Below are 24,776 nucleotides of genomic sequence, written 5' to 3'. Positions count from 1 at the left end.
GCGGTGCCGCCCGGAGCCCTGCCGCCGCCTGTCACTGCACCGCGGGAAGGCTGAGCCGCTGCCCCTTCCAGGTGCGGCGGAGCCACCGGTCGTGGGAGGCGACGACGACGGTGCCGGGGTACCCGGGGATCGCCGCCTCGAGCTGGGTCGCCAGGAAGAGCGAGAGGTGGTTCGTGGGCTCATCGAGCAGCAGCACCTCGGGCGGGCCCGCAAGGAGCACGGCCAGGGCCAGCCGGCGCTGCTGGCCGACGCTGAGGACGTCGACGGGCCGGTTCTCGTCCCGCGGCGCGATGAGGCCGAAGGAACCGAGGGGCATCCGTGCGGCCCGTTCCTCCCCCAAGAGGTCCTCATAGGCCTGCCGCGTGGTGCGGCCGCTCCCGCGCCGGTGCGGGTCGGGCAGGTCCACGTCCTGGGTGAGCAGGCCGACCCGCAGGGACGCAGCGGCGTCCACTGTTCCGGAGGTGGGAAGGAGTTCCCCGGCCAGCAGGTGCAGCAGGGTGGATTTGCCGGACCCGTTCGGCCCGGTGATCAGCCACTTCTCCCCCGCGGCGAGCGCCAGCGACGTTGCCGCAAGGCGGCCGGCGACGGCGGCCCGCGACGCGCTGAGGACCGTCCCGGACCGGTGCCGGCCCGCCCCCGGGCCACCACCGGCGGTGAGTCCCCGGAAACGCAACTGCTGTGGAGGTTTGCGGATCTGCCGCTCCTCAAGGTCCTCAAGGCGGGCGCGCGCATCGTTGACCCGGCGGGAAACCGTCTTGGCATTCCGGTCGGAGTAGAACTTCGCGGAGACCCGGGCCTCCGAGCGCGGTGTCCAGCGCTCGTGGCCGACGATGTAGGTGCGCGGCGCGGCGGCCCGCAGCCGGCCCAGCTGCGCCTGTTCGTCGCGGTATTGACGTTCCCACCGTTCCCGCGCGTCGAACCGGGCATGGAGATAGTCGGTATAGGTTCCCGTGAACCGCACGACGCCGATGCCCGTACCGTCCCCGTCCCCGACGAGCGGCCCTGCGGCGGCGTGCGGCAGCGGCGCGGGATCCAGGTCCACCAGCGATGTCGCCACCTCGTCGAGGAACGCCCGGTCGTGGCTGGCGATGAGGACCGGGCCCTGCCACGACACGAGCAGGTCGCGCAGGTACGCGGCGGCGGCGTCGTCAAGATGGTTCGTCGGCTCGTCCAGCAGGAGTACGTCCGGAGCGCTCAGCAGCAACCAGGCCAGGGACAACCGCGAGCGCTGCCCACCCGAGAGGCGGCCCGTCGGCCGGTCCGGCGGCAGGTCGGCCAGGCCAAGTCCTGCCAGCATGGTTGCAATCCGGGCATCGACGCCCCAGGCACCGGCCCGCTCTGCGGCCTCCAGTGCGCTGGCATACCCCCGGGCCGCACCCCCGTCCTCGGGGGACTGTGCGAAAGCCGCGCCCGCAGCGCTCACGGCGTCGGCGGCTGCCCGGACACCGGCGACGGCGGATTCGACAGCTTCCGCAACCGACGCCGTTGCCTCGAAGGGTGGTTCCTGATGCAGGAGCCCGATGCGTGGCCGGTCCACGCCCGGGAGCGTCACCGAGACGGTTCCGCGGTCCGGTGCGAGCACGCCCGCCAGGATGCGCAGGAGCGTGGTCTTGCCTGATCCGTTCTCTCCGATGATGCCCGTCCGGCCGGCCGCCACCGTGAAGGAGACATCGGTCAGGACGCGCCGGGCACCGAACGAGATCGAGATGCCCTCCGCCCCAAGGTGCGCGGCAACGCGCGTCGGGCGGGAGAAAGAAGGAGTAGCCATGGTGTCCTCGACGTCGAGCGGTCTCCCGCCGGGCACCAGCCGCCGACGCAGGAGAAGAACGAGGATCACAGGAACATGGACTCACTATAGGCACACGGTAATCGTCGAAGGCAAGGGGTCCGCCCTGCATGGGCTCGGGCGGAATCCAGCACCGATGCCGCGGCACCACCCGGACTCCGGCTCAGGCCCTCCCCCGGCCAGGCAGGTGGCTGCCCTGTGCCCGCCCTGTGACTGCCCGACGGTCTTCGCCTTGCGAAGATGCCGGCCCGGACGGCAGGATCGAAGATATGTACGAATCGGGGCGGGAGGACCGCCGGTGCGTGTTGCCCGGCGGAGACGGGCTTCCATGCGGACGGCCCGCCGGAGACTCCCCGTTTGCACTATGTCCGGCGCACTCGGCCGCCGTGGCCGAGTGGGTGGAGCATGAGGTGGGCACCACCGACGCGATGCCCGGTGCCTGTCGGGCCTGCGGGTCGCGGATCGGAGTGCGGTACCCCTCCGGCTGGGTGTGTGCGGCCTGCGAATGGCGCGTCGGGGATATCCTTGACGACGACCTTCCGCCTCCGCGGGTCGACGTCGTCTACTACATCCGCTTTCAGGACCGGATCAAGATCGGGACGACGGCGAACCCGCGTCAACGGCTGACCCGGCTCTGGCACGACGAGGTGCTGGCGTTCGAACGAGGGGACCGGCTCACGGAGCACCGCCGGCACGAGCAGTTCGCGGCCTGGCGGCTCGGCCGCTCCGAGTGGTTCGCGCCCGCCCTGCCGCTGGTGCGGCACATCGGCGAGCTCGCGGCCGGCGTCGAGGATCCCTGGGCGCGGTATGCGCGCTGGGTGGGCGAGGCGGCTGCCCGGCGCGGATGAGGGCGCGGGCTTACCGCATGACGCCAGCGGGGCCCGCTGGACCCCACTGGGCCCTTCCGGGGGGGGTTAGGCGCCCGATGCCGAGCTGGAAGCCGGCTCCGATGATGCGGTGCCGCCCCGGACGGACAGTGCGGCGTCGATCAGGACCTCCGCCGCGCTCCGTGCGTGCAGAGCCGCATCCGGCCGGCCGGCAATGGCCGCGGTGGTCTGAGCCCCCTCCGCCAGGATGGACAGCTGGGGCGCCAGGGTGGGCGGCGCTCCGGCTTCCTGCGCAAGGCGCCCGACGTAGTCCTGGAATGACGCCTTGTGTTCCCGTGCGTATTCGGCCACCTCGGGACTCACCGCTCCAAGTTCGGCGAAGCTGTTGATGAAACCGCAGCCACGGAACGCATCCTCGGCGAACCACTGGGCCAGGTAATCGAAGATTGCGAGGAGGCGCAGGCGCGGGGTTGCCGCCTGGCGCACCGTGGCGTCGAGCCCTTCGGTCCAGGCCCGGTGCCGGAACTCGAGAACCGCCATGACGATGCTGCCCTTCGAGGGGAACTCGGAGTAGAGCTTCTTGAGCGACACGCCGGCGGCGGCGCGGAGTTCGTCCATTCCCACGGCCTGGATTCCCCGTGCGTAATAGAGCTCATGGGCCGTTGCCACAATGCGGGAGCGGACTTCGGAAGAATTCATCTTTCCATTCTACTTGAATTGAGAACGCGCGTTCTATACAGTGGAGGAACCGGGTGAGAACGTCCGTTCTCCACTTTCGAGATAAGGATCAGGAATATGGGTTTCATTAAGGTCGGCACCGAGAACAGCACGGACATCGAGCTCTACTACGAAGATCATGGAACGGGACAGCCCGTCGTGCTGATTCACGGCTACCCCCTGGATGGAGGCTCCTGGGAGAAGCAGACCGCTGCCCTCCTGAACGCCGGCTACCGGGTCATCACCTACGACCGGCGCGGCTTTGGAAAGTCCAGCAAGCCCACCACGGGCTACGACTACGACACCTTCGCAGCCGACCTGAATACGGTCCTTGAGACCCTCGACCTGCGGGACGCGGTCCTGGTCGGCTTCTCGATGGGCACCGGCGAAGTGGGCCGCTATGTCGGCACGTATGGGGAATCCCGGCTGGCGAAGGTCGCTTTCCTCGCATCCCTTGAGCCGTTCCTCCTGCATACCGATGACAATCCCACCGGTGTTCCCTCCAGCGTGTTCGACGAAATCCGCAACGCCGCCATCGAGGACCGCTACGCCTGGTTCTCGAACTTCTACAACAATTTCTTCAACATGGACAACTTCCTCGGCAACCGCCTCAGCGAGGAAGCGCTGCGCAACGCCTGGAACGTGGCCGCCGGCTCGTCCTGGTACGCTTCCTTCGCCGTCGTCGACTCCTGGCTCACCGACTTCCGGTCCGACATCGAGAAGGTCACTGTTCCGAGCCTGATCGTCCACGGGACCGACGACCGCATCCTCCCGATCGATGCGACCGCCCGGGAATTCACCAAGCGCCTTCCCGCGGCGGAATACGTGGAGATCGAGGACGCACCGCACGGCATGCTCTGGACGCACGGAGCCGAAATCAACGAGGTCCTGCTCCGCTTCCTGGCCGGCTAGCCGGCACTGCCGCCTCGGGGTGCCGGCCTTCGGGCCGGCGCCCCGCGCGCGTTGACCGTATCCCGGTCGTACAGGATCGAACCCACCGGAGGTGGGACTACCAGCAGCATCAGTCGCCAGGCGCTCAGCTCCCGTCCGGTGAGCTGCAGCAATTCCGACCCCCGGTCGATCCGTGCCTGACCCCGTCGGGCCGTTGCGGGCCACCGTACGGGGGCCTTATCCCCGTTCCCGCCCGGACTGCGCAGAAAGCGCAGCCGAGGTCCCCGGGCTCGAAGCGGCCAATTCAAGCACGCGCTCCACCGCCCTCCTGTAGACCCCGAAGGACGGTGCCGGCCGTCCACGAAGCGCATCCGTGACAATCCGGAAGAGCAAGGCACGAAGAAGGTACTGGGGGAAGTCCTCATCCGGTGACACCGACTCCAAGAGCGCTAAGGGAGCGCCCTCGAAACAGACGGCGTCCACAGCGATGATCGCGATCGCATAGGGAACCGGACGGTAGTAGACGGTCAGGTCGATGACGGCGGGCGCCTCGCCGGCGCTGAAGAGGACATTCCCGGTGAGATCGCCGTGGATGATGCATGCCGCGCCTCCGACAGGCACCCTGGCCGCGGCCAGCCGGGCCATATAGGGGACACCCCCTAGATAGGCCACGTCGGACTCGCCCCACGCGAACCGGTCGGCCTCGGCCCAGGCATGCTCCCGCTCGTCGAGGAAAGCCGGACGGGGTTCGCCGGCGAACAGACCGGAGAAGGCGCGGGCCACAGCGGCCAGGTCGAGCCACGTGCCGACCTCATGGGACCCTTCGAGGTGGCCGTATGCCACCCACCCGTCCTCGATAAGGTTTCCGCCTCTGCTCCGCACGGGCAGCGACAGCCGGAGCGGTGAAGCTTCGTTCCGCCCCTCTGCCCTTGCATCCAGCCACTCAAGCTCCTGCGGGAGCACGTCCAGGGGCTTAAGCACCAAGGAGCCCGCACGCCAGGCGGCACCCCTCCCGCCCTCAAGCCTCCTCGGAGTTCCTTCGACGCCGAAAGCGTCTAGAACAGACCGGCCAGGCATCATTACCCGATCCTACTGACTGCCCGTCCACGTGTGGAGGTGGCCCGCCCCGCGCTGGAACCCGGCTGCCTTCCGCTGGCGTCGGCTGCCGAGACCAGCCGGCGCCGGCGTCGTCCGCCCTCGCCCCACCTCGTCACGTTCCGATCCGGCCGGCCGCGCCCTGCCGATAATCAGGAGGGTGGAGAGGATGATGGCAGCGCCGAGCCCCTGCCCGGGGGTGAGGGCTTGGTCCAGCAGCACCCACCCGCAGGTCGTGGCCACGAGCGGACTGAGCAGCCCGAGGAAGGCTGTCGTTGTCACCGGGAGCAGGTGGATCCCTCGGAACCAGAGAAGGTAGGCCACGGCCGTCCCAATCGTGCCGAGGTAAAGGTAGCCGGTGACGTTGACCCCGGTGAGTGCCGCCGGGGGCGGACCCTCGAGCAGGAGGGTGACGGGAATCAGGAGGAGCCCACCGGCGATGAGCTGCCAGGACGTGGCTGCCAGCAGCGTGTCCGGCCTACCCCACTTCTTGGTGAGGACGACGCCGGTGGCCATGGCCGCGGCACCACCGAGTGCGGCGCCGACTCCGAGCACATCGAGGCGGGCCTCGGCCCGCAGTACCAGCAGGCCCACTCCGACCAAACCGGCGACCCCGGCTACGACGTTGGTCCCGGTCAGCCTCTCCCCGGTCCAGCGGGACGCCAGGACCGCGACCAGTATGGGCTGGACCGCCCCCACGGTGGCCGCGACTCCACCGGGCAGCCGGTACGCGGAGACGAACAGCAAAGCGAAAAACACGCCGATGTTCAACGCCCCCAGCACTGCGGAACGCCACCACCACCTCCCCCGCGGGAGCCGCCGGACGATGATCACCAGCAGGAGGCCGGCGGGCAGGGACCGCAGGACCGCGGCAAGCAATGGCCGCTCCGGCGGCAGGAGTTCGGAGGCCACCATGTAGGTCGTTCCCCATACACAGGGAGCGACGGCGGCGAGGAGAAGAATCGACATTCGATTGCTAAGCACTTAGCTAAGATAGCTTAGCGCTTAGTTAAAAGCTAGGGTGGGGACATGGACGATCACGTCGAAATACTTCTAAAACAGTGGCGGCGGGAGCGCCCCGACCTTGACCCGGCACCGATGGCGGTGGTCGGGCGGCTTTCGCGGGTAGCGCGCCGGGTCGACGAGCAGCTTGCGCGCAACTTCGCCCGGCACGGCGTCGACGCTGCCACGTTCGATGTCCTCGCCACCCTGCGCCGCTCAGGGACGCCCTTCTCCCTGAGCCCTAAGGAACTGACCGCCAGCGCCATGGTGACATCCAGTGCCATCGCGCAGCGCCTGAACAAGCTCGAAGCGCGGGGCCTTGTGGCGCGCTCGCCAAATGACGCCGATGGCCGCGGGAAACAGGTGCGGCTGACCAGCGAGGGCCTGCGTCTCGTCGATGCCATCCTCCCCCACCACCTCGCTGCGGAGCGCGAGATACTCGCCGGGATGAGCGCCGACAGGCAGGCGCTGCTGGCCTCGCTGCTCGCGGAGCTCGACGCGTAGCTTTCCGGTCCGCGGTCCGGCGCGCACCGCTGCATGGCGCCACCGCGGGGTGCCTCCGGCCCCGCAGGGCTTTCTCGCCACGTCCGTGCAAGGCTGGGACCGTGATTGCAGCCCTGAGCCTTCCGATTGCCCTCCGCACCCCCACGCAGCGGCCCACCCTGCGACGAGCCGACGCCGAGGACCTCACCGCGCTCACGGCGTTGCTCGCGGACGACCCGGTGAGCGCCGGCAGGGGTGACCGGACTGACGGGTCGGACGTGGAGGCCTACCGTTCAGCGCTCGACGAAGTGATCGCCGACCCGTCCAATGACGTCCTGGTGGTCGATGACGGCGGCGCCGTCCTGGCCATGATGCAGCTGACCCGAATTCCGGGCCTGTCCCGCCGCGGGGCCACCCGGCTCCTGGTCGAGGCGGTCCGCGTCCGGGGAGGCCACCGCTCCAGCGGCATCGGCTCGGCGATGATGCGCTGGGTCATTACGACGGCGGCAGCAGAGTCGGGCGCCTCGCTCGTACAGCTCACCTCCGATGCGGCGCGCGCGGAGGCCCACCGTTTTTACGAGCGGCTCGGGTTCACCGCATCGCACCGTGGCTTCAAGCTTCAGGTTCAATAGCCCTGGACGCTCCCCGGCGGGTGCTGCTCCCCTCCGGTGGGGGCGCCCGCCTCGAGGGCAGCTCACTCGCCGCCGGCGCGCTCCAGCTTCTGCAGCAGCATCTTCAGCGTTTCCTGCTCCGATTCGGTGAGTCCTGCCGCGACGGGCGAGTTGTCCATCAGGCGCTCCCAGAGACCGTGGTGGAGTTCCCGGCCGTGGTCGGTGAGGGAGAGCATCTTGACCCGTCGATCCCCGGGCGAGGGAAGCCGTTCCAGCAGGCCGCGGGACTCCAACCGGTCCGAAACGCCCGTCATGTTGGAGGCATCGCAGGAGAGCCGCACCGCGAGCTCCCCCATCGGCGCCGGCCCCGACGTCAGTTCGCGCAGCACCTGGGCCTGCGTGGGCGTCAGGTCGAACTCGTCCGCCCGCCGCGCGTAATGCTGGCGCATGCGCTCGCCGAGTCGGATGACGAGCTTGACGAGTTCGAAGGTGGACTCCTGGCGTGAAGGCATGGACGCACAATACTGGGACGATTAGAAGGTTGACAACCTCAACAATGATGCGAGCGTTGAACATCCCGGGAGAGGGAATCCCAGTGACACATGTGCAGATCATCCTCGGCTCAACCCGTCAGGGCTGAAGAACGCCCTTGACCACCTCTACCACGAGTGGAACGGCAAGCCGGTGGGCTTTGTCGGCTACGGCGGCCCGGGCGGCGGCATCCGCGCCGTCGAACAGCTGCGGCAGGTCGTCGTCGAACTCGGCATGGTTCCGCTCCGGCAACAGGTGATCCTCGCCAACGCCTACGCGGCGTTCGACGACGCCGGGGCGCTGAAGGACGGCCGGGCCCCGGACCGCCAGGCAGCCGCGGCCCTTGACGAGATCGCCCGGGCCATTACGCGGCTGCGCCTCCAGCCCGCCTAGGCACCACCGGGTGTGCCGGGATCCCGATACTGCGGTTCCTCCCCCGCATCGCCCCGCCGGTTAGGGCCCCTGCCCTCGGTCCCCCGCCAGATGATGACGTTACCCTTCGAGTGGTGAAGGACGGCGTGCACCGTCGACCCGAGGCGGACGCCAAGGCCGTCCGCGCCTTTGGCGCCAAGGACCAGGCAGAAGGCCTCTCCGTTCAGCTTGAGCAGGCTTCCGGGCACCGACCGGCTCGTGAGCGGAACCTCCTTGACCGTGAGCTCCGGCTCGGTCCTCTGCGCCAGCTCGACCGCCCGCCGCAGGATCCCCTCGTCCTGCGGCGCCTGTGCGGTCCGGCGGCGGATCAGGGAGGCCGGGAGGTCCTGCGCCACATGGACGACCTCGAGCACCACGCCCTGCTGGGAGGCGATGCGGCAGGCCAGCACCAGCGCCCCCAGGCTCTCCTCGGAACCGTCGACGGCCGCGACAACCGAGGCGCCCGCGGGCTCGGCCCGGCGGATCACCGCCACGGGACAGTGCGCGCCGGCGGCCAGGTGCAGGCTCACGGATCCGACCAGGAGCCCGAGGAAACCGCCGAGCCCGCGGCTGCCGGAGACCACCATTGAAGCGTTGCGTGACAGGGTGGTGAGGACGGCGGCGGGGTAGCCGGTCTCCAAACGGGTTTCGACCGCCAGGCCGGGCGCGGCGTCGACGGCGATGTCCCGGCCTTCGGCGAGGGTTGCCTCGGCGGCGTGGCGCAGTCCGCTGCCCTCGACTCCGCGGACCGGCCCGAGGTTGTGGGTGAACAGCGGCCAGATCCAGCAGTGGACCACGGTCAGCGGCAGGGAACTGCCCTGGGCGTACCGGGCCGCCCAGCGGACGGCCGTGCCCGCCTCCTCGGAACCGTCGTAACCGACGAGGACCTGCCGCGCGGAGCCGTTGCCTCCGGTGGAACCGTTTTCCGCGGGAGCCGGCCCGCCTTCTTGATCTTCCATGGTTCCTCCTGCACCGTGGTCACCGCATACCGCATCGATCCTCCAAGCATCGGGTGCCGGGCGGCCGGAGGTAAGGGGCTTTGGTCCCGTGCCTGAAGGGGGCCCCGCCACCCCGGCCCACCCTCCGCCCGGACCGAACGCGGAACCGCCCAGTGGCTCCTCCCCTGCCGGGAGGCGGATGGCCCTGTCCAACCGGCTGCCGGGCTCCTAGGCTGGGCCCATGGATTCCGCCACCGAGCCGACCGAAGTCCTTCCAGCCGATGAGTGCTGGCGCCTCCTGCGCAGCACTGCCGTGGCCCGCCTGGCCCTGTGCGCCGAGGGCCGCCCGGAGATTTTCCCGGTCAACATCCAGGTCGATCACGGCTCCGTGGTCTTCCGCACCGCCGAAGGAACCAAGGCGCGTGCCGCCGTGGAGGAGGCCCCTGTCGCGGTGGAGGCGGACGGGCTCGACGACGGCGGCACGAAGGCCTGGAGCGTGGTGGTCAAGGGCACCGCCCGGACCATCTCGACGACGAAGGAACTGCTCGAAACGATCGACCTCCCCGTGCACCCGTGGGAATCGGGCCGCAAGGACCGGTTCGTCCGGGTGAGCCCGGACAGCATTACCGGACGCAGGTTCAGCGTGGCGGAAGCACCCCGCTCCGTCCCGCGGACCGCGGCGCGGGACGAATAGGCCGCACGGGCGCCCGCTGGTGAGGCCGAAGGCGCGGCATCGCCTTCGAACCGCGGCCGCGCCTTCGGACGGAGGCCGCCGCACCCCTTACGGACGGCCGGCGGGCCGGGGCCGGGTCACCAGCGTCGGGGAGGTGAGGTTCAGCAGGATCCGGTGGCTTACCGATCCGAGCAGCATGCGCCGCAGCCCGCCCCGGCCGAGGCTTCCCACCACGAGCAGCCCGGCGCTGGATGCTTCGCGCAGCAGTGCTTCGGCCGCAGGTTCGACCGTCTCCAGGCGGACGCGCACGCGCACCCCCGGGTGGTCCGCCCCGACCATTGCGGCCGCGCGGTCAAGGAGCCGCTGGTGGTCCTCGACGATGGCCTGGAAGGCGTCACCCCGGGGCCGCTCCACCCATGTCTCCGAGGACGGCACGGCACAGGAGGTGAGGATCAGCAGGTCCTCGCCGGTCCGCTCGGCCTCCGCTGCAGCCCAGTCGACGGCCTGCACCGCCTCGGGGGACCCGTCGGTGCCGACGACCACCCCGGCCCGTGCCGCGTCGTCGGGGACGGGGATGACGGCCACCGGGGAGAGACTCATGACGGCCACCTGCTGGCTCACCGCCCCGATCAACTGGCCGGACGCCGGGTCGTTCTTGTCCGAGCCCAGCACCACCATCTCCGCGGCCTCCGAAAGATCGCTGAGGGCACGCACCACATCTCCGCGGTGGGTGTGGGTGCGCACGTGGACCTCCGGTGCGACCGCCGTGATCAGGTGCGCACCGGCCTCGAGGAGGTCCCGTGCCGCGGCGATGGCCGCCCCGTAGCTCTCGGACTTCGGCGTCAGCCAGTACTCATGCACGGCATGGACAAGGGTCACCGGGTGGCCCTGAGCCCCGGCCCGCCGTGCCGCCCATTCCACGGCGGCCCGGCCGGCCGGTGAACCGTCGAACCCGACAACGATCGGAAGCGCCATCCCTGCCGGCGCTGGATCATCCATCGGACGGCGTCCTGGGGAATCCACGCCGGTAGATTCGGCCGCGGCCCGGCCCCGGCGCGCACCCCACCGACTGCGGCGGCGGAGCTACTCCGCCTCGGCCCTCCAACACCTTCGTCACGGCCCCTCCTTTCTTCCCCGGCACCCGCGCGGCTGCGCTCCCCCGAGCGTCCCATCTGACCGGGAACGGGCACAGGGCCCAACGGCCCCTGGTGCCACGGCGCGGCGGGTTGCCTCAACGCCGGGCCGGCGCGGGGCGGCAACGGACGGGGATTCGGGCTCCCCAGGAACTCCCCCGCTCGGTAGCCTAGGGAGGGCCAGCCCACCGCCGTGGGCCACGCCCCAGGCTCACCACCGAGAGGACACCGGATGGAAAACGCCGCGAACGAATTCTGGGAAATGCCGGGCACCCTGCACGCGTCAGCTGAACTGTCGCCGGATGAATGCTGGTCCCTGCTCACGACGCAGCGGGCCGGCCGGATCGGGTTTTCAAAAAACGGATCGCTCTACATCTTCCCTGTGAACTACCTTGTCCACGCCGGCGGGATCTACTTCCGGACCTCCGCGGAGGGCGAGCTTGGGCGTGCGCCGCTTGGGGCATCGGCGTTCCAGGTCGACTCCGTCCAGCCCGAGGCCATGGCCGGCTGGACGGTACTGGCCCAGGGCAGCCCGGAACCGGTCGAGGACGAAGCGCTGCTGAAAACCCTGTGGGGCCGTGCGGTGGAGGAACCGTGGGCCTCGGGCCTCCGGACCCGGTTCGTGGGACTGCGCCCCACGGCCATTTCGGGGCGCAGGGTCGGCACCGCCTGACCGTCGGCCGCCCCGGCGCGGCCCCGGGTCAGCCCTTCTCGGCGCCGGCGGTGAGTCCGCCCGTCAGCAACCGCTCGGTGGAGAAGAACAGGACCAGGATCGGCAGGGTCAGGACAACCGATCCCGCCATCAGCACCGTCGTAGGAATTTCGGCGCTCCCGGACAGCTGGGAGAGGCCCAGCGAAACGGTCCAGCTGTCCCGCCGCTCGACCAGGAACAGCAGCGCGAAGAGGAACTCGTTCCAGGCGATCATGAAGATGAACAGTCCGGTGGCCATGATGGAAGGCATGACCAGGGGCAGGCTGATCCGTCGAAGCACTCCGAGGCGGGTCAGCCCGTCAACCAGTCCTGCCTCTTCCACTGCGACGGGCACGGTGTCGAGGTAGTTCCGGAGCATGTAGATCGCCACGGGCACCGTCTGCGCGATGTACACGAGGACAAGGCCCACCAGCGAGCCGCGCAGGCCGATGCGGGTGAAGAGCACAAACAGCGGGATCGCCATGACGATGGCGGGAAATAGGTACGCGGCAAGGAACAGCGCGTTCACCTGCCGGTGGCCGAAGAACGGCAGGCGGGCGATGGCGTAGGCACCCGGGACAGCGACGATCAGGGAGATGACGACGGCGCTGACGGCCACCAGGGCGCTGTTCGCAATGAACCGGCCAAAGCCCTGGCCTCCGGACGCGGTCGAGGAGAGCACCTGCTGGTAGGAGGACAGAGTGAATTCCGCCGGCGGAACGATGAGGGAGCTCGGGTTGCGCAGCAGCGCCTCGATGGGCCGGAGCGAGAGCAGCACCATGTAGTAGAAGGGGAGCAGGGTGACGATGAGCAGGCCGATGATCACCACCCACCTCAGGATGCGCAGGGCGCGCCTTTCGATCGCGTGCCGGCGGGAACTCGGTGCACGGGGAGTCTCGGGCGGGTTGGGCGCGGGCGCCGTGTCCGTCTGCGTGCCGGGTGTGGTGGGTGCGCTCACAGCCGTTCTCCCCTCCTGCGCATCAGAAATAGATAGACCGCCAGCATCAGGACGAGGACGATCGCCAGGACCAGCGACTGTGCCGCGGCGGCGCCGACGTTGCGCTGGACGGTGAGGAACTCGTAGACGCGGACGCTGGCGACGCCTGTTCCGGCCGCTCCTCCGGTCAGCAGGAAGATGTCGTCGAATTCGTTGAACGTCCAGATGGTGCGCAGCACCGCGAGCAGCGCGATGACCGGCATCAGCTGGGGCAGGATGATGTAGCGGAAGGTCTGCAGCGGGCTGCAGCCGTCGACCAGGGCCGCCTCCTCTGTTTCCGAGGACAGCGCCTCGAGCCGGGCCATGAGGAACAGGAACGCGAAGGGGAAGTACCGCCAGCCCTCGAACGCGATGGCGGTCAGCAAAGCAGTGGGGATCGGAAACTGCGCCCCCAGGACCTCGATCGAGCGCTGCGCTTCGGACAGGAACGGGATGGGTTCGGACCATCCAAACGTGGACTGGCCCACCTCGTTGACAATGCCGAACTGCGGATTGAGCATGGTGCGCCATACGAACGTCACGGCGACCACGGGGGCCACGTACGGCAGCAGGAACGCCGCCCGGACGAAATTCCGCCCCCGGAATGGACGGCGGACGGCCATCGCCGCCAGGAGCCCGATACCGATCGACAGCAGCACCGACCCGGCGGTGTACACCAGGGTGGTGCCCAGGCTCGTCCACAACCCGCCGGAGGCGAACACCCGCTCGAAATTCGCAAGGGTGAGGGCGCGGAACGGGTTGGCCGTGCCGATCTCGAGCAGGCGCAGCTGCTGGAAGGCGATCAGGATCGACCACAGCAGCGGCACCACGACCACCGCGAGCACGATGATCAACGTGGGCGACATCAGGGCGATACCGGTGCGGGCATCGCGTTGGGACAGTGTTCGCCGCCGGAGGGGCCGGAGTGGAACTGCGGACATGGCGCTCCTTAATGCGGGCGGGACGGCCGGTGGCCTCCGCGTGGATGGCGGCTGGCTACTGGCCCAGGTCGGCCTGGAGACCCTCGGCCTCCTCCTGGGCCTGCGCGGCGGCGTCCGCACCGCTGCTGCCCGCGCTGACCATCTGGGCGACCAGCTGGGGGGCGATGAACTGACCGCCCACGGCCGCGGAGAGAGCCCCCTGGCCCTGCGGGATCCCCCACCGCTTGAAGGTGTCGGTGCTTTCAGTCAAGGCCTGCAGGGTCTCGGCCGGGTAGATCGAGGAAAGCACTGCCCGGGTCTCCACCCCCGCTTCGAGTGACTGCCAGGCGTCAAGGTATTGGGTGGGAGAATCGGCGGTTCCGAGGCGCACCGGGAGCTTGCCCTCCGGGGCGACGCCAAGCCAGTCCTCGTATCCCTCGCTCATCATGAACGTCACCAGATCCGTGGCCTCAGCTGAGGCGTCATTGAGAATGTTCCAGGAGACGACCTCCCCGTATCCGGCTGGCTCATCGCCATCCGGGCCTTGGATCGCACTGATGATCCCGGTGTTTTCGGCGAGGAACTTGGGGTTGTCGCCGCATTCGGGGCAGGTCGGCAGGGCATCGTTGCGCAGGCCCGCCAGCTCATCCAGCAGGAATGAGGACCAGACCGTCATCGCGGCCTCGCCGGCGAAGTAGCTGGCGCGCGTGGTGTCGGCATCCTGGTTGCCCGGCACAGAGTAGTCGCGGATGAGATCGGCATAGAAGCTGAACGCGCCTTCGCACTGGCTGCTGTCCAGGGTCACCTTTCCTTCTTCGTCCACGAGTTCGCACCCGTTCGCAAGGGCGACCTGTTCGAAGGTCTGCTGAGTGAAGGAGTCGGCCGGAGCCGTTGCGGCGACGATACCGGCCATCCCCTCGGCGTCGAGCGCCTTGGCGGCGGCCTCGATGGCCTCGTAGCTGTCGGGGGCCTCCAGGCCCGCCTCTTCGAAGAGGTCCTTCCGGTAGTAGAGCAGCTGAGCGTAGGCGTCGCTGGGCACGGAGAGCTGCTCGCCCTCCGCGGAGGTCAGTTCGAGTGCACGGTCCGAAAAGGTATCGGCCCCCAGCTCCTCGATGACGTCGGCGGCCGCGCCGGCGTCGAGCAGGCCGTCGGTGTAGAGCTGGTTCATTCCGTTCAGGGACAGCGCGCCGATGACGTCGGGCAGTTCTCCCGCAGCGGCCGAGGATGACAGGACCGAGGCCAGCTGGTCCTCGGCGATGGCGACGAGTTCAACCTCCGTGCCGGTGCTTTCGGTGAAGCGGTCCATGATCGCCTGCTGGTCCGCCACCCGGGTGGTGATGTCCTCAGTCGTCCAGACGATCAGCGTGCCGTCGTCCTCTGAGGTTTCCCCGGAGCCGGTGCAGCCCGTCACGGCGAGCAGGGCCGTCATGAGCACCGAGCCGGCGGTGAGTCGTCGATTGAGCATCGTGCCTCCTTCGGTCGCGGACGGCGCGGGAGGCAAGGCCCGGCCGGTGCTCGCCAGGGCCGTCGTCGTTGACGGATCCACTGACCGTGGAGCACTGGGTTCATTGAACACCGGCACCTGCACTTCATCAATACATTTGCAAATACATTCACCGGCTTTATCCGCTTTTCCCGCCATGGGCCATTCGGTGCCACCCACCGGAAAATCCCCGCTCCGGCACCCATGAACCTGCCCGCTTCCGCCAACGGGCAGGTTCTTCCGACACAGGACACGCACCGCAGACGGCGGCTGCCCGACAGGTAGGATCAACCGACGCGGAGGTTGCCGGTTCCATCCGGCCGTCGGCGCCATTGTCTGTCCGGTACAACCTGCCCCAGGTGATTGGAAGGAAATTCATGGAAATCGAAGGATGGACCCAAACACTTGGCGCGGGTCCGCTGCTGCTCATCGCGGCCGCCGCCATCGCCGTCCTGCTGTTCCTCATCATCAAGTTGCGCCTCCATGCGCTGCTCGCCCTGATCCTGGTCAGCCTCGGAACCGCCTTCGCCACGGGCATCCCGGCCAACCAGGTGGTGCCCGTGCTCATCAACGGATTCGGCACCACCCTGGGCACTGTGGCACTGCTGGTGGGCCTGGGCGCGATGCTGGGGCGGATCGTCGAGACCAGCGGCGGTGCTAAAACCCTTGCCGACTCCCTCATCGGCAGGTTCGGTGAGCACCGGGCTCCCTTCGCGCTCGGCCTTGCCTCACTGATATTCGGCTTCCCGATCTTCTTCGACGCCGGGCTCGTGGTGATGCTGCCGGTCGTCTTCGCCGTCGCCCACCGCCTCGGCGGCGGCGTCCTGCGCTACGGCCTTCCCGCTGCCGGCGCCTTCTCGGTGATGCACATCTTCCTGCCGCCCCACCCGGGCCCGGTCGCCGCCTCGACCTTCTTCGAAGCGAACGTCGGGCTCGTCGTCATCGCCGGGCTCATCACCGCGATTCCCACCTGGTTCGTCGCCGCCTACCTCTACGGCCTGCGGACCGGCCGGAAGCTTGTCCTTCCCGTTCCGGAACTGCTCGGCCACGCGGACGCAGAGGCCGATGCCCACCCCCCGCGCTTCGGCACCGTTGTCGGTGTGCTCCTGCTGCCGCTGGTTCTCATCTTCCTCAACACCGGCCTCAACACCGCGGCCGCGGGCGGCCTGCTGCCCGCGACGGCGGCGGACGCGACCTGGTACCAGCTCCTCCGCGCGCTGGGCGAGACTCCCGTGGCGCTGCTGATCTCGGTCCTGGTCGCCATGTTCGTGCTGGGCCGGCGCCGCGGGACCAGCGGCAGCGCCCTCGAGAAACTCCTCGAATCGTCGCTGGGTCCTGTCTGCTCGGTCATCCTCATCACCGGTGCGGGTGGCATGTTCGGCGGAGTGCTCCGCACCTCCGGCATCGGCGCGGCCCTCGCCGACGTGCTCGGCGGGGTGGGTATTCCCCTCATTGTCGCCGGCTTCATGATCTCGTCAATCCTGCGCATCGCCCAGGGATCCGCGACGGTGGCCCTCACCACCACGGCCGGACTGATTGCACCCGCCGTGGCCGATGCGGGGTTCAACGGCCTGCAGCTGGCCGCGCTGGTGATCGCCGTCGCCGCCGGATCAGTGGTCGTCTCCCACGTCAACGACTCGGGGTTCTGGCTCGTGGGCCGCTTCTTCGGGATGGACGTCAAGACCACCCTGGCCACCTGGACCGTCATGGAAACCCTGATCGGCGTGATGGGCTTCGTCATCGCCGCAGCCATCTTCGCGCTGGCAGGACTGGCCGGATAGCGGGCCGGCCCAGCGGCCGGACGGCCCCGAAGCCCGGGCGTGAGCCGGCTGCCTCCGGGCTCGGCCCCCGATCCGCCGGACCGGCAGCGGCCGCGGTTAACCCGAGGGCGCCCGCCTCCGGGCCCGATGAGGCCATAAAGTTGTCCTATGGCATCCCCGCACCCGGCATCCCGACCCGCGCACGGCCTCTGGCCGTGGCTGGTGGTCGACATCGCCGCGATCATCCTGTTCGCCGCCTCCGGCCGCAGCACCCACGAGCACGGACTGACCGCCGCCGGAATCGCGGGCACGGCCGCGCCCTTCGTCGTCGCCTGCGCCGCCGGATGGGTGGGCCTGCGCGCCTGGCGGAACCCGCGGCGCCTTTGGCCGACCGGTGTCGGAATCTGGCTCACCACCGTGGCCGGCGGGCTGCTGCTGCGGTTCCTCTCCGGCGGCGGTGTGGCCCTGAGCTTCCAGGTCGTCACCCTCGCGGTGCTTGGACTGCTGCTGCTCCTGCCGCGGCTGCTGGTGGCCGCCGCGCGGGGCCGCGGGCGTGCCCGCTCCGGCCGCGGAAAACAGGCGGTACGGTGAGGAAGTACCCATTTCAGTGGAAAGGCCGACCATGATCACCGCTTTTGTCCTCATTCAGACGGATTCCGCGCGCATCCCCGAGTGCGCGCAGGAAATCTCCGAAATCGAAGGCATCAGCGAGGTGTATTCGGTGACCGGTGAATGGGACCTGATCGCGATGGCCAGGGTAGCCCGCCACGAGGACCTGGCCGACGTCATCGCCGACCGCCTCTCGAAGGTCGAGGGCGTAGAGTCGACGACGACGCAGATCGCCTTCCGGTCCTACTCCAAGCACGACCTCGACGCCGCCTTCTCGCTCGGATTCGACAGCTAGACCCGGCAGGACCGCCCCCGCGCCGGTCAGAAGGACGCGCTGACCGCCACCCAGCGCTCGAGGGCGGCCAGTGCGGCCCCGGAGTCGATCGACTCACGGGCCCGGACCGTGGCGGCCCGGAGCCGGTCCACCAGCGGCTCCTCATGGTCCTCATCCAGCGCCACCAGGCCGGCGGCCGCGTTGAGGACGACGGCGTCGCGGATGGGCCCCTTGTCGCCTGCCAGCAGGCGCCTCACGATCAGCGCATTGCCCGCGGCGTCCGTTCCGCGCAGCGCGTCGACGCCGGTCTCAGCGACGCCGAAGTCCCCGGGGTGCACCAGGTGCTCGGTGATCCGGTCCCCGCGCACCTCCCAGATGGTGGAGGACCCGCTGGTGGTCAGCTTGTCCCTGCCGTCGCTGCCGCGGAACACGAGGGCCCGCACACCCCGGGCCGCGAGGACCCCGGCCATCAGGGGCGCCATCCGTGCGTCGGCACAGCCCAGGGCCTGTGCCTGCACCCCGGCGGGGTTACTCAGCGGACCGAGGAAGTTGAACGCGGTCGGCACCCCAAGCTCGCGCCGCGGCACCGCGACATGGCGCATTGAGGGATGGAAGACCTGGGCGAAGCAGAACGTGATGCCCGCCTCCTCCACGCACCGCGCCACGTCGTCGGGGGTCAGGTCCAGCCGGACGCCGAGCGCCTCGATCACGTCCGCAGCTCCCGAGGACGACGAAGCGGCCCGGTTGCCGTGCTTCACCACCCGGGCCCCGGCGCCGACTGCGACAAGGGAAGCCATGGTGGAGATGTTCACGGTATTGAGTCCATCCCCACCCGTGCCCACGATGTCGAGGGCCGGGCCGGTCACCGTGATCCGCCGGGCCCGGCCGAGCATCGCCTCCACGAGCCCGGTGAGTTCCTCCACCGACTCCCCCTTGGCGCGCAGCCCCAGCAGGAAGCCGGCAATCTGGGCGTGGGTCGCCTCCCCGGACATGATGTTTTCCATCGCCCAGCCCGCCTCCGCCGAGGTCAGATCCCGGCCCGAAACCAGGGCCGAGAACAGCGGTGGCCATGAATGTTTGGCCTCGTCAGCGCGCAAAATTGTGGTCACACTCCAAGGTTATCTACGAATTGTAGAAAGTCATCACCCCCCAACTTCCGCGCCGTTACGCGGATCACAGGCCGGTGGGGCCCTCCCGGGACGCGCCGCAGGCCCTTAGACGTTGGTGAAGAGGGAACTTTTAGCGCCATAATGAGTTCGTGACATCTGCGACCCAAGCCCCCAGCGCCGCCCCACATCCCGCGCTCAACCGTCCCAACATGGTCTCCGTCGGAACCGTGGTGTGGCTCTCGAGCGAGCTGATGTTCTTCGCCGGCCTCTTTGCCATGTACTTCACGCTCCGCTCCACCTCGGGTGAGATGTGGGCCGAGGGGTCGGACAAGCTCAACGTGCCGTTCGCGTTGATCAACACCATCATCCTGGTGTCAAGCTCCGTCACCTGCCAGTTCGGGGTGTTCGCCGCCGAACGCCTGCAGCCGCGGCGCACCGGAGGGCTCCTGTCCCTGGGCCGCTGGGGAATGGTTGAGTGGTTCCTCCTCACCTTCGTCCTCGGCGGGATCTTCGTCGCCGTCCAGGCCTACGAATACGCGCAGCTCGTCTCCGAAGGCGTCGCGCTTTCCTCGGATTCCTACGGGTCGGCGTTCTACATCACGACCGGCTTCCACGGCCTCCACGTCCTCGGCGGACTCATCGCGTTCCTGCTGATTATCGGGCGTGCCTATGCGGCCCGCCGCTTCGGGCACTTCGAAGCGACATCGGCGATCGTGACCTCCTACTACTGGCACTTCGTCGACGTAGTTTGGATCGGACTCTTTATCATCATTTACTTCCTCAAATAGCCTCCTGCGGTAGACTTTTCTACTGAAGGTAGAATTCGACGAGGAAGCACAGCAGCCATGGCAGTACAGAAGACAGGAACCATCGCGTGAAGGCACTATCTCAGAGGCGGCGCCACCCCCTCGCAGCAATCGCACTGCTGCTGATGGCGTTGCTCATGACCGGCGGAATCTACGCCGCGGCCAGCTCAGCCAACCAGGCGCAGGCCCAGACCGAGTCCTTCTCCGCGAATGACGCCGAAGAAGGCGAAAAGCTGTTCGCCGCCAACTGCGCCTCCTGCCACGGGCTGGGCGCCTCGGGCTCAGACGCCGGACCCTCGCTCGTCGGAGTCGGTGCCGCCTCGGTCGACTTCCAGGTCGGCAGCGGACGCATGCCCCTGCAGATGGACGGCCCGCAGGCCCAGGTCAAGCCGGTCCAGTTCACCGAAGAGCAGACCCGCCAGCTGGCCGCCTACGTCGCCACACTCGGCGCCGGACCGGCAATCCCGGACGAGGAAATCCTTGACGCCTCCGAGGGCGACCCCGCCAACGGTGGCGAGCTCTTCCGCGTCAACTGCGCAATGTGCCACAACGCGGCGGCAGCCGGCGGCGCCCTGACCCGCGGCAAGTTCGCCCCCTCGCTCGAAGGCTCGAGCGAGAAGCACATCTACGAGGCCATGGTCACCGGCCCGCAGAACATGCCCGTCTTCAACGACGCAAACATCTCCCCCGAGGACAAGCGCGACGTCATCGCCTTCCTGAAGACCATCGAAGAGCAGGGTTCCCCCGGCGGAGCCGACCTCGGCTCGCTCGGCCCGGTCTCCGAAGGCCTGTTCATCTGGGTCGCCGGCCTCGGAGTGATCGTCGCGTTCACGGTGTGGCTGACCTCACGGTCGTCCTAATCGCCCGGACCCGTCCGGCCCAACGGTTTACACGAATTACACATTGAAGCATCTAAAGAAGGATGAGAGGGATCATGGCCGACAATAGTCACGGCAGCCCGCATACGTCGGTCACCGTAGCTACGCAGGGCCAGGGTGGGGTCGACACGTTCGCCGACCCCGGCCTCCCGCCGCACCGCCCGCGGCTCGCAGACACCGATCCGAGGGCCGAGAAGCGGGCCGAGCGCCAGGTCGCACTGCTCTTCGCCCTCTCGGTCATTGGAACCCTGATCTTCTTCGTCGGATATTTCTTCATCCCGTTGAACGACACGGTCGAGCGGCTGCGCATCCAGAACCTCATCCTCGGCCTGGGCACCGCCTTCGCCATGCTCGGCATCGGAATCGGCGCAGTGCACTGGGGTAAGACCCTGATGCCCGACCACGAGCTCACCGATGACCGGCATCCTCCCCAGGAGAAGGACCGCGCCGAGGCCGAGGCGATCGTCAACACCATCCTCGATGAGAGTGGCATCAAGCGCCGTCCCCTCATCCGCAACAGCCTCATCGGGGCGGCCATGCTGATCCCGCTTCCGGCCATCTTCATCTTCAGGGACCTCGGACCGCTGCCCGGCAACGCGCTGCGCCACACCCTGTGGGAGGCCGGAACGCGCCTCACCCGCGACCCCAGCGGCACCCCGATCAAGGCCTCCGACGTCACCATCGGATCCGCCTTCCACGTCATCCCCGAGGGGCTGAACGAGGCCGAGAACAAGCTCGAGGAAAAGGCCAAGGCCGTTGTCCTGCTGATGCGCCTCGACCCGGAATCACTCAACCCATCGGAAGGCCGCGAGGACTGGGGATACGACGGAATCGTCGCCTATTCGAAGATCTGCACCCACGTTGGCTGCCCGGTAGCGCTCTACGAACAGCAGACGCATCACCTGTTGTGCCCGTGCCACCAGTCCACCTTTGACCTCGCGCAGGAATGCAAGGTCATCTTCGGCCCGGCTGCGCGACCGCTCCCCCAGCTGCCCATCGCAGTCGACGACGAGGGCTACCTCGTCGCCCAGAGCGATTTCCAAGAACCCGTAGGACCTAGTTTCTGGGAGCGAGGCTGACCATGAGCAGCTCAACCGTGACACAACCCTACGAGGCGAAGACCCGGGTCGGCCGGGTCGCCTCGTTCGTCGACACCAGGTTCGGCGGCGCCGGCATGATCAAAGAGTTCGGGCGGAAGATCTTCCCCGACCACTGGACGTTCATGTTCGGCGAAGTCGCCCTCTACAGCTTCGTCATCCTGCTCCTCTCGGGCACGTTCCTGACGTTCTTCTTCGACCCCTCAATGGCCGAGACGCATTACGACGGCAGCTACCTGCCGCTGCGCGGTGTGGAGATGTCTGTGGCCTACGCCTCGTCGCTCGACATCACCTTCGATGTACGCGGCGGCCTCTTCATGCGCCAGGTCCACCACTGGGCCGCCCTGCTGTTCGTCGCGGGCAACGCGGTGCACATGCTCCGCGTCTTCTTCACCGGCGCGTTCCGCCGGCCCCGGGAAATGACCTGGGTCATCGGTTCGACCATCCTGATCATGGGCCTCGCTGCCGGCTTCACCGGCTACTCCCTCCCCGATGACCTGCTTTCGGGCAACGGCCTGCGCATCATCGACGGCGTCGTAAAGGCACTCCCGGTGGTCGGTACCTATATCAGCTTCTTCCTGTTCGGCGGAGAGTTCCCCGGCACCGCGATTATCGGGCGCCTCTACGTGCTGCACATCCTGCTGATCCCCGCCGTGCTCCTGCTGCTGATCGCTGCCCACCTCTTCCTGGTGGTCATCCACAAGCACACCCAGTACCCCGGCCCCGGCCGCACCAACGACAACGTCGTGGGCTACCCGGTCGGTCCGGTCTACGCCGCCAAGGCCGGTGGATTCTTCTTCGTTGTGTTCGGCGTCATCGCCGCCATCGCCGCGGCCTTCACGATCAACCCGATCTGGAACTACGGCCCCTACGACCCCTCCCCCGTGTCCGCCGGTACCCAGCCCGACTGGTACATCGGTTGGGTCGACGGCGCACTGCGCCTGATGCCGGGAACTCTTGGCCCGAACTTCGACTTCGAGTGGAACATCCCGTTCCCCTGGGGCGTGAACACCTTCTCCTTCAACGTGATCTTCCCGGCACTGGTTCCGGCCCTGATCGTCTTCACCCTGATGTTCACCTGGCCGTGGATCGAGGCGTGGGTGACGAAGGACAAGAGCGAACACCACCTGCTCAATCGTCCGCGCCACGCCCCGACGCGCACGGGCATCGGCGTCGCCGGCGTCGTGTTCTACTGCGTCTTGTGGTCCGCGGCCAGCTCGGACCTGATCGCGACGCACTTCCTGGTGTCGCTGAACGACGTGCTCTACTGGCAGCGGGCCCTGACCTTCGTCGGCCCGGTCCTCGGGTTCATCGTCGCCCGCCGCATAGCCCTGGCCCTGCAGCGCAAGGACCGCGAGATCGCCTTGCACGGCCGCGAGACCGGCCGGATCGTTCGGCTGCCCCACGGCGAGTTCATCGAGGTCCACGAGCCCGTCGATGAGTACAAGCGCTACGAGCTGGTCAGCTTCGAGTCGCCGGAGGTCTACGCCCCCGTCGCGGATGGCAACGGCCACATCAGCCGGTCGGAGAAGCTGCGCAGCCGCGCCTCACGGTTCTTCTTCGAGGACCGGGTCGCCCCGGTCACCCCGGCGGAACTGAGGGCGGCCCACGCCGGCCACCATGGTGAACTTGCCGATTCCCAGGACCGGGAGTCCATCGCAAGCCACTAGGTCGGTATCGCCACCTGGTCACGAGGGCCCGGACAGCATCCACGCTGTCCGGGCCCTTTTGCGTCCCCTGAACTCCGGCTCGCCGTCGTGGTTGCCCGCCGAGACTGCAGCTCACCACGCTTAGCGGCCCGCAGAGCGTGGTTATCTGCCGACTCGGCGGGAGGAGGCCGGGGGCCGGCCACTCGTGGGCCAAGTCAGGCCTCTTGGCGCCCGCCCCGCGTCCTGGCCGGCGCCGCCCGCCGAGACTGCAGCTCACCACCCTTAGCGGCCCGCAGAGCGTGGTGACGTGCCAACTCGGCGGAAGGAACTCGGTCACGCGGTGCCCGCCCCGCGTCCCTGGCCGGCACCGTCCGCCGAGACTGCAGCTCACCACGCTTCGCGGCCGTCAGAGCGTGGTGACGTGCGAACTCGGCGGAAGGAACTCGGTCACGCGGTGCCCGCCCCGCGTCCCTGGCTGGCACCGTCCGCCGAAACTGCAGCTCACCACGCTTCGCGGCCGTCAGAGCGTGGTGACGTGCGAACTCGGCGGGAGGCAGCACCGCGATTGGCCCGCCCTTGACCATGCGGGCACCGCTGCCGTACAGCGGCCGGCAGCAGCGCTAGTGCAACCGGTTCGAGGTGTAGGCGCGCGGGGTGCGCGCTCCAGGGCGCTGGAGGGGCACCCAGAGCTTATAGCGGTCGGCCCGGTAGTAGGACACCGAGTAGTCCACCATGGTCCGGGCCACATAGGCGTGGCGCTGGATTTTGAGCAGCGGAGAGCCCATTTCCACATTCAGGAGCCGGGCGATGGACGGCGACGCCGCCGTCGCCTCGATGGTGTCCTCCCCCCATTCCATCACCAGCCCGTACTTCTCGCTCAGCACGTTGTAGAGGGAGGCCGGCGGCGGATCGTCGAGGATCCCCCGCACCCGGTGGGCGGGGATGAAGTTCTCATCGACGCTCATGGGTTCGCCGTCCGCGAGCAGCTGCCGCCGGAACCGCACCACGGGCTGCCCCAGCTCGATCTGCAGTTCACGGGCGATCAGGGGCGTCGCGCCGATCTGTTCGAAGCTGAGCACGTGGGCGTCGGGAACCATCCCCCGGCGGAGCATCTCCTCGCTGTAGGACGTGAGCTTGACCTGCAGGTCGAGCTTGGCGTGGGCCACGAACGTCCCAAGGCCCACGATCCGCTCGAGTACCTCCTCCGCCACCAGCGCGTCGATGGCGTGACGCACCGTCATCCGGGCGACGCCGAAATGGGTGGAGAGCTGGCGCTCGGAGGGAATCGGTGAGCCGGGCGCGGCCCGCTCCAGGATGTAGGCGCGCAGGATCTCCCGCAGCTGGACGTGTTTGGCTACGGGCGAGGCCTCGTCAAGGGCCGGTACCCCCAGGAGTTTCGGTGCGGTTGCGGCCACTGTCGCCAGCT

At 68.6% G+C, this 24,776-nt stretch carries 26 protein-coding genes; 14 read left to right on the top strand and 12 right to left on the bottom strand.

Features of this window, described 5'->3' with window-relative positions; genetic code table 11:
- Window positions 1–31: 31 nt before the first annotated feature.
- Window positions 32–1,768 (bottom strand): ABC-F family ATP-binding cassette domain-containing protein, encoded by a 1,737-nt coding sequence (locus tag ACX80W_RS03225; protein WP_459280392.1) that lies wholly within the window; start codon window positions 1,766–1,768, stop codon window positions 32–34.
- Window positions 1,769–2,172: 404 nt separating this feature from the next.
- On the opposite strand from ACX80W_RS03225, the gene ACX80W_RS03220 reads away from it, so the two are divergent.
- A complete protein-coding gene (locus ACX80W_RS03220) occupies window positions 2,173–2,634 on the top strand; it encodes a GIY-YIG nuclease family protein (protein WP_459280391.1) in 462 nt (153 codons plus the stop codon).
- A gap of 66 nt (window positions 2,635–2,700) precedes the next feature.
- Here ACX80W_RS03220 and ACX80W_RS03215 read toward each other — a convergent pair whose 3' ends face one another.
- On the bottom strand, window positions 2,701–3,312 hold the full coding sequence (locus tag ACX80W_RS03215; protein WP_459280389.1) for a TetR/AcrR family transcriptional regulator: 612 nt from the start codon (window positions 3,310–3,312) through the stop codon (window positions 2,701–2,703).
- 96 nt (window positions 3,313–3,408) lie between these two features.
- Here ACX80W_RS03215 and ACX80W_RS03210 point away from each other — a divergent pair, with 96 nt between their 5' ends.
- Window positions 3,409–4,242 carry an alpha/beta fold hydrolase gene (locus ACX80W_RS03210; protein ID WP_459280387.1) on the top strand — a complete coding sequence of 278 codons (834 nt, stop codon included), beginning with the start codon at window positions 3,409–3,411 and terminating at the stop codon, window positions 4,240–4,242.
- Between the two features lie 216 nt (window positions 4,243–4,458).
- Here ACX80W_RS03210 and ACX80W_RS03205 read toward each other — a convergent pair whose 3' ends face one another.
- On the bottom strand, window positions 4,459–5,301 hold the full coding sequence (locus tag ACX80W_RS03205) for an aminoglycoside phosphotransferase/kinase family protein (RefSeq protein ID WP_459280386.1): 843 nt from the start codon (window positions 5,299–5,301) through the stop codon (window positions 4,459–4,461).
- A gap of 9 nt (window positions 5,302–5,310) precedes the next feature.
- On the bottom strand, window positions 5,311–6,285 hold the full coding sequence (locus tag ACX80W_RS03200; protein ID WP_459280384.1) for an EamA family transporter: 975 nt from the start codon (window positions 6,283–6,285) through the stop codon (window positions 5,311–5,313).
- Window positions 6,286–6,345: 60 nt separating this feature from the next.
- Here ACX80W_RS03200 and ACX80W_RS03195 point away from each other — a divergent pair, with 60 nt between their 5' ends.
- Both ACX80W_RS03195 and ACX80W_RS03190 read left to right on the top strand, forming a co-directional pair.
- The gene (locus tag ACX80W_RS03195) at window positions 6,346–6,822 is read left to right on the top strand and encodes a MarR family winged helix-turn-helix transcriptional regulator (RefSeq protein ID WP_459280382.1); all 477 of its coding nucleotides are present in this window, start codon (window positions 6,346–6,348) and stop codon (window positions 6,820–6,822) included.
- 101 nt (window positions 6,823–6,923) lie between these two features.
- On the top strand, window positions 6,924–7,433 hold the full coding sequence (locus ACX80W_RS03190; protein WP_459280380.1) for a GNAT family N-acetyltransferase: 510 nt from the start codon (window positions 6,924–6,926) through the stop codon (window positions 7,431–7,433).
- Between the two features lie 62 nt (window positions 7,434–7,495).
- Here ACX80W_RS03190 and ACX80W_RS03185 read toward each other — a convergent pair whose 3' ends face one another.
- Complete coding sequence (locus ACX80W_RS03185) at window positions 7,496–7,924, bottom strand: MarR family winged helix-turn-helix transcriptional regulator (RefSeq protein ID WP_459280377.1); 429 nt, start codon at window positions 7,922–7,924, stop codon at window positions 7,496–7,498.
- A gap of 172 nt (window positions 7,925–8,096) precedes the next feature.
- On the opposite strand from ACX80W_RS03185, the gene ACX80W_RS03180 reads away from it, so the two are divergent.
- A complete protein-coding gene (locus tag ACX80W_RS03180; RefSeq protein WP_459280375.1) occupies window positions 8,097–8,336 on the top strand; it encodes an NADPH-dependent FMN reductase in 240 nt (79 codons plus the stop codon).
- On the opposite strand, the gene ACX80W_RS03175 is transcribed toward ACX80W_RS03180, so the two are convergent.
- Window positions 8,333–9,313 carry a universal stress protein gene (locus tag ACX80W_RS03175; RefSeq protein ID WP_459280373.1) on the bottom strand — a complete coding sequence of 327 codons (981 nt, stop codon included), beginning with the start codon at window positions 9,311–9,313 and terminating at the stop codon, window positions 8,333–8,335. The genes ACX80W_RS03180 and ACX80W_RS03175 overlap by 4 nt on opposite strands.
- 220 nt (window positions 9,314–9,533) lie before the next feature.
- On the opposite strand from ACX80W_RS03175, the gene ACX80W_RS03170 reads away from it, so the two are divergent.
- The gene (locus ACX80W_RS03170) at window positions 9,534–9,986 is read left to right on the top strand and encodes a pyridoxamine 5'-phosphate oxidase family protein (protein WP_459280371.1); all 453 of its coding nucleotides are present in this window, start codon (window positions 9,534–9,536) and stop codon (window positions 9,984–9,986) included.
- Window positions 9,987–10,073: 87 nt separating this feature from the next.
- On the opposite strand, the gene ACX80W_RS03165 is transcribed toward ACX80W_RS03170, so the two are convergent.
- Window positions 10,074–10,964, bottom strand: a complete 891-nt coding sequence (locus ACX80W_RS03165) for a universal stress protein (protein WP_459280369.1) — start codon at window positions 10,962–10,964, stop codon at window positions 10,074–10,076.
- 366 nt (window positions 10,965–11,330) lie between these two features.
- Here ACX80W_RS03165 and ACX80W_RS03160 point away from each other — a divergent pair, with 366 nt between their 5' ends.
- Window positions 11,331–11,771 (top strand): pyridoxamine 5'-phosphate oxidase family protein, encoded by a 441-nt coding sequence (locus tag ACX80W_RS03160; RefSeq protein ID WP_459280367.1) that lies wholly within the window; start codon window positions 11,331–11,333, stop codon window positions 11,769–11,771.
- 28 nt (window positions 11,772–11,799) lie between these two features.
- On the opposite strand, the gene ACX80W_RS03155 is transcribed toward ACX80W_RS03160, so the two are convergent.
- The 3 genes from ACX80W_RS03155 to ACX80W_RS03145 are packed head-to-tail and all read right to left on the bottom strand — an operon-like array spanning window position 11,800 to window position 15,150.
- Window positions 11,800–12,747, bottom strand: a complete 948-nt coding sequence (locus tag ACX80W_RS03155; RefSeq protein WP_459280365.1) for a carbohydrate ABC transporter permease — start codon at window positions 12,745–12,747, stop codon at window positions 11,800–11,802.
- Window positions 12,744–13,706 carry a carbohydrate ABC transporter permease gene (locus ACX80W_RS03150; RefSeq protein WP_459280364.1) on the bottom strand — a complete coding sequence of 321 codons (963 nt, stop codon included), beginning with the start codon at window positions 13,704–13,706 and terminating at the stop codon, window positions 12,744–12,746. Before ACX80W_RS03150 ends, ACX80W_RS03155 begins: the two co-directional genes overlap by 4 nt.
- Before the next feature lie 55 nt (window positions 13,707–13,761).
- The gene (locus ACX80W_RS03145) at window positions 13,762–15,150 is read right to left on the bottom strand and encodes an ABC transporter substrate-binding protein (RefSeq protein WP_459280362.1); all 1,389 of its coding nucleotides are present in this window, start codon (window positions 15,148–15,150) and stop codon (window positions 13,762–13,764) included.
- Window positions 15,151–15,545: 395 nt separating this feature from the next.
- Here ACX80W_RS03145 and ACX80W_RS03140 point away from each other — a divergent pair, with 395 nt between their 5' ends.
- The 3 genes from ACX80W_RS03140 (at window position 15,546) to ACX80W_RS03130 (ending at window position 17,832) form a co-directional block, all read left to right on the top strand.
- Window positions 15,546–16,949, top strand: coding sequence for a GntP family permease (locus ACX80W_RS03140; RefSeq protein WP_459280360.1), 1,404 nt, complete (start codon window positions 15,546–15,548; stop codon window positions 16,947–16,949).
- Between the two features lie 147 nt (window positions 16,950–17,096).
- The gene (locus ACX80W_RS03135; RefSeq protein WP_459280359.1) at window positions 17,097–17,519 is read left to right on the top strand and encodes a DUF3054 domain-containing protein; all 423 of its coding nucleotides are present in this window, start codon (window positions 17,097–17,099) and stop codon (window positions 17,517–17,519) included.
- A 31-nt stretch (window positions 17,520–17,550) separates the two neighbouring features.
- Complete coding sequence (locus tag ACX80W_RS03130) at window positions 17,551–17,832, top strand: Lrp/AsnC family transcriptional regulator (RefSeq protein ID WP_459280358.1); 282 nt, start codon at window positions 17,551–17,553, stop codon at window positions 17,830–17,832.
- Window positions 17,833–17,858: 26 nt separating this feature from the next.
- Here the strand turns inward: ACX80W_RS03130 and trpD are convergent, their stop codons facing one another.
- Complete coding sequence (gene trpD, locus ACX80W_RS03125; RefSeq protein ID WP_459280357.1) at window positions 17,859–18,920, bottom strand: anthranilate phosphoribosyltransferase; 1,062 nt, start codon at window positions 18,918–18,920, stop codon at window positions 17,859–17,861.
- A 149-nt stretch (window positions 18,921–19,069) separates the two neighbouring features.
- Here trpD and ctaE point away from each other — a divergent pair, with 149 nt between their 5' ends.
- The 4 genes from ctaE (at window position 19,070) to qcrB (ending at window position 23,371) form a co-directional block, all read left to right on the top strand.
- Window positions 19,070–19,708 carry an aa3-type cytochrome oxidase subunit III gene (gene ctaE / locus ACX80W_RS03120; RefSeq protein ID WP_459280356.1) on the top strand — a complete coding sequence of 213 codons (639 nt, stop codon included), beginning with the start codon at window positions 19,070–19,072 and terminating at the stop codon, window positions 19,706–19,708.
- Between the two features lie 86 nt (window positions 19,709–19,794).
- The gene (gene qcrC, locus ACX80W_RS03115) at window positions 19,795–20,586 is read left to right on the top strand and encodes a cytochrome bc1 complex diheme cytochrome c subunit (protein ID WP_459280355.1); all 792 of its coding nucleotides are present in this window, start codon (window positions 19,795–19,797) and stop codon (window positions 20,584–20,586) included.
- 74 nt (window positions 20,587–20,660) lie between these two features.
- Complete coding sequence (qcrA, locus tag ACX80W_RS03110) at window positions 20,661–21,683, top strand: cytochrome bc1 complex Rieske iron-sulfur subunit (protein ID WP_459280353.1); 1,023 nt, start codon at window positions 20,661–20,663, stop codon at window positions 21,681–21,683.
- Window positions 21,684–21,685: 2 nt separating this feature from the next.
- Entirely contained in the window at window positions 21,686–23,371 is a 1,686-nt protein-coding gene (qcrB, locus tag ACX80W_RS03105) for a cytochrome bc1 complex cytochrome b subunit (protein WP_459280352.1), read from the top strand.
- 599 nt (window positions 23,372–23,970) lie between these two features.
- Here qcrB and ACX80W_RS03100 read toward each other — a convergent pair.
- The gene (locus tag ACX80W_RS03100) at window positions 23,971–24,741 is read right to left on the bottom strand and encodes a GntR family transcriptional regulator (protein ID WP_459280857.1); all 771 of its coding nucleotides are present in this window, start codon (window positions 24,739–24,741) and stop codon (window positions 23,971–23,973) included.
- Window positions 24,742–24,776: the final 35 nt, after the last annotated feature.

The sequence above is a fragment of the Arthrobacter melezitosi genome (assembly GCF_054511055.1).
Note: the sequence above shows the minus strand (reverse complement) of the source record. Positions and strands in the feature narration are given on the sequence as shown.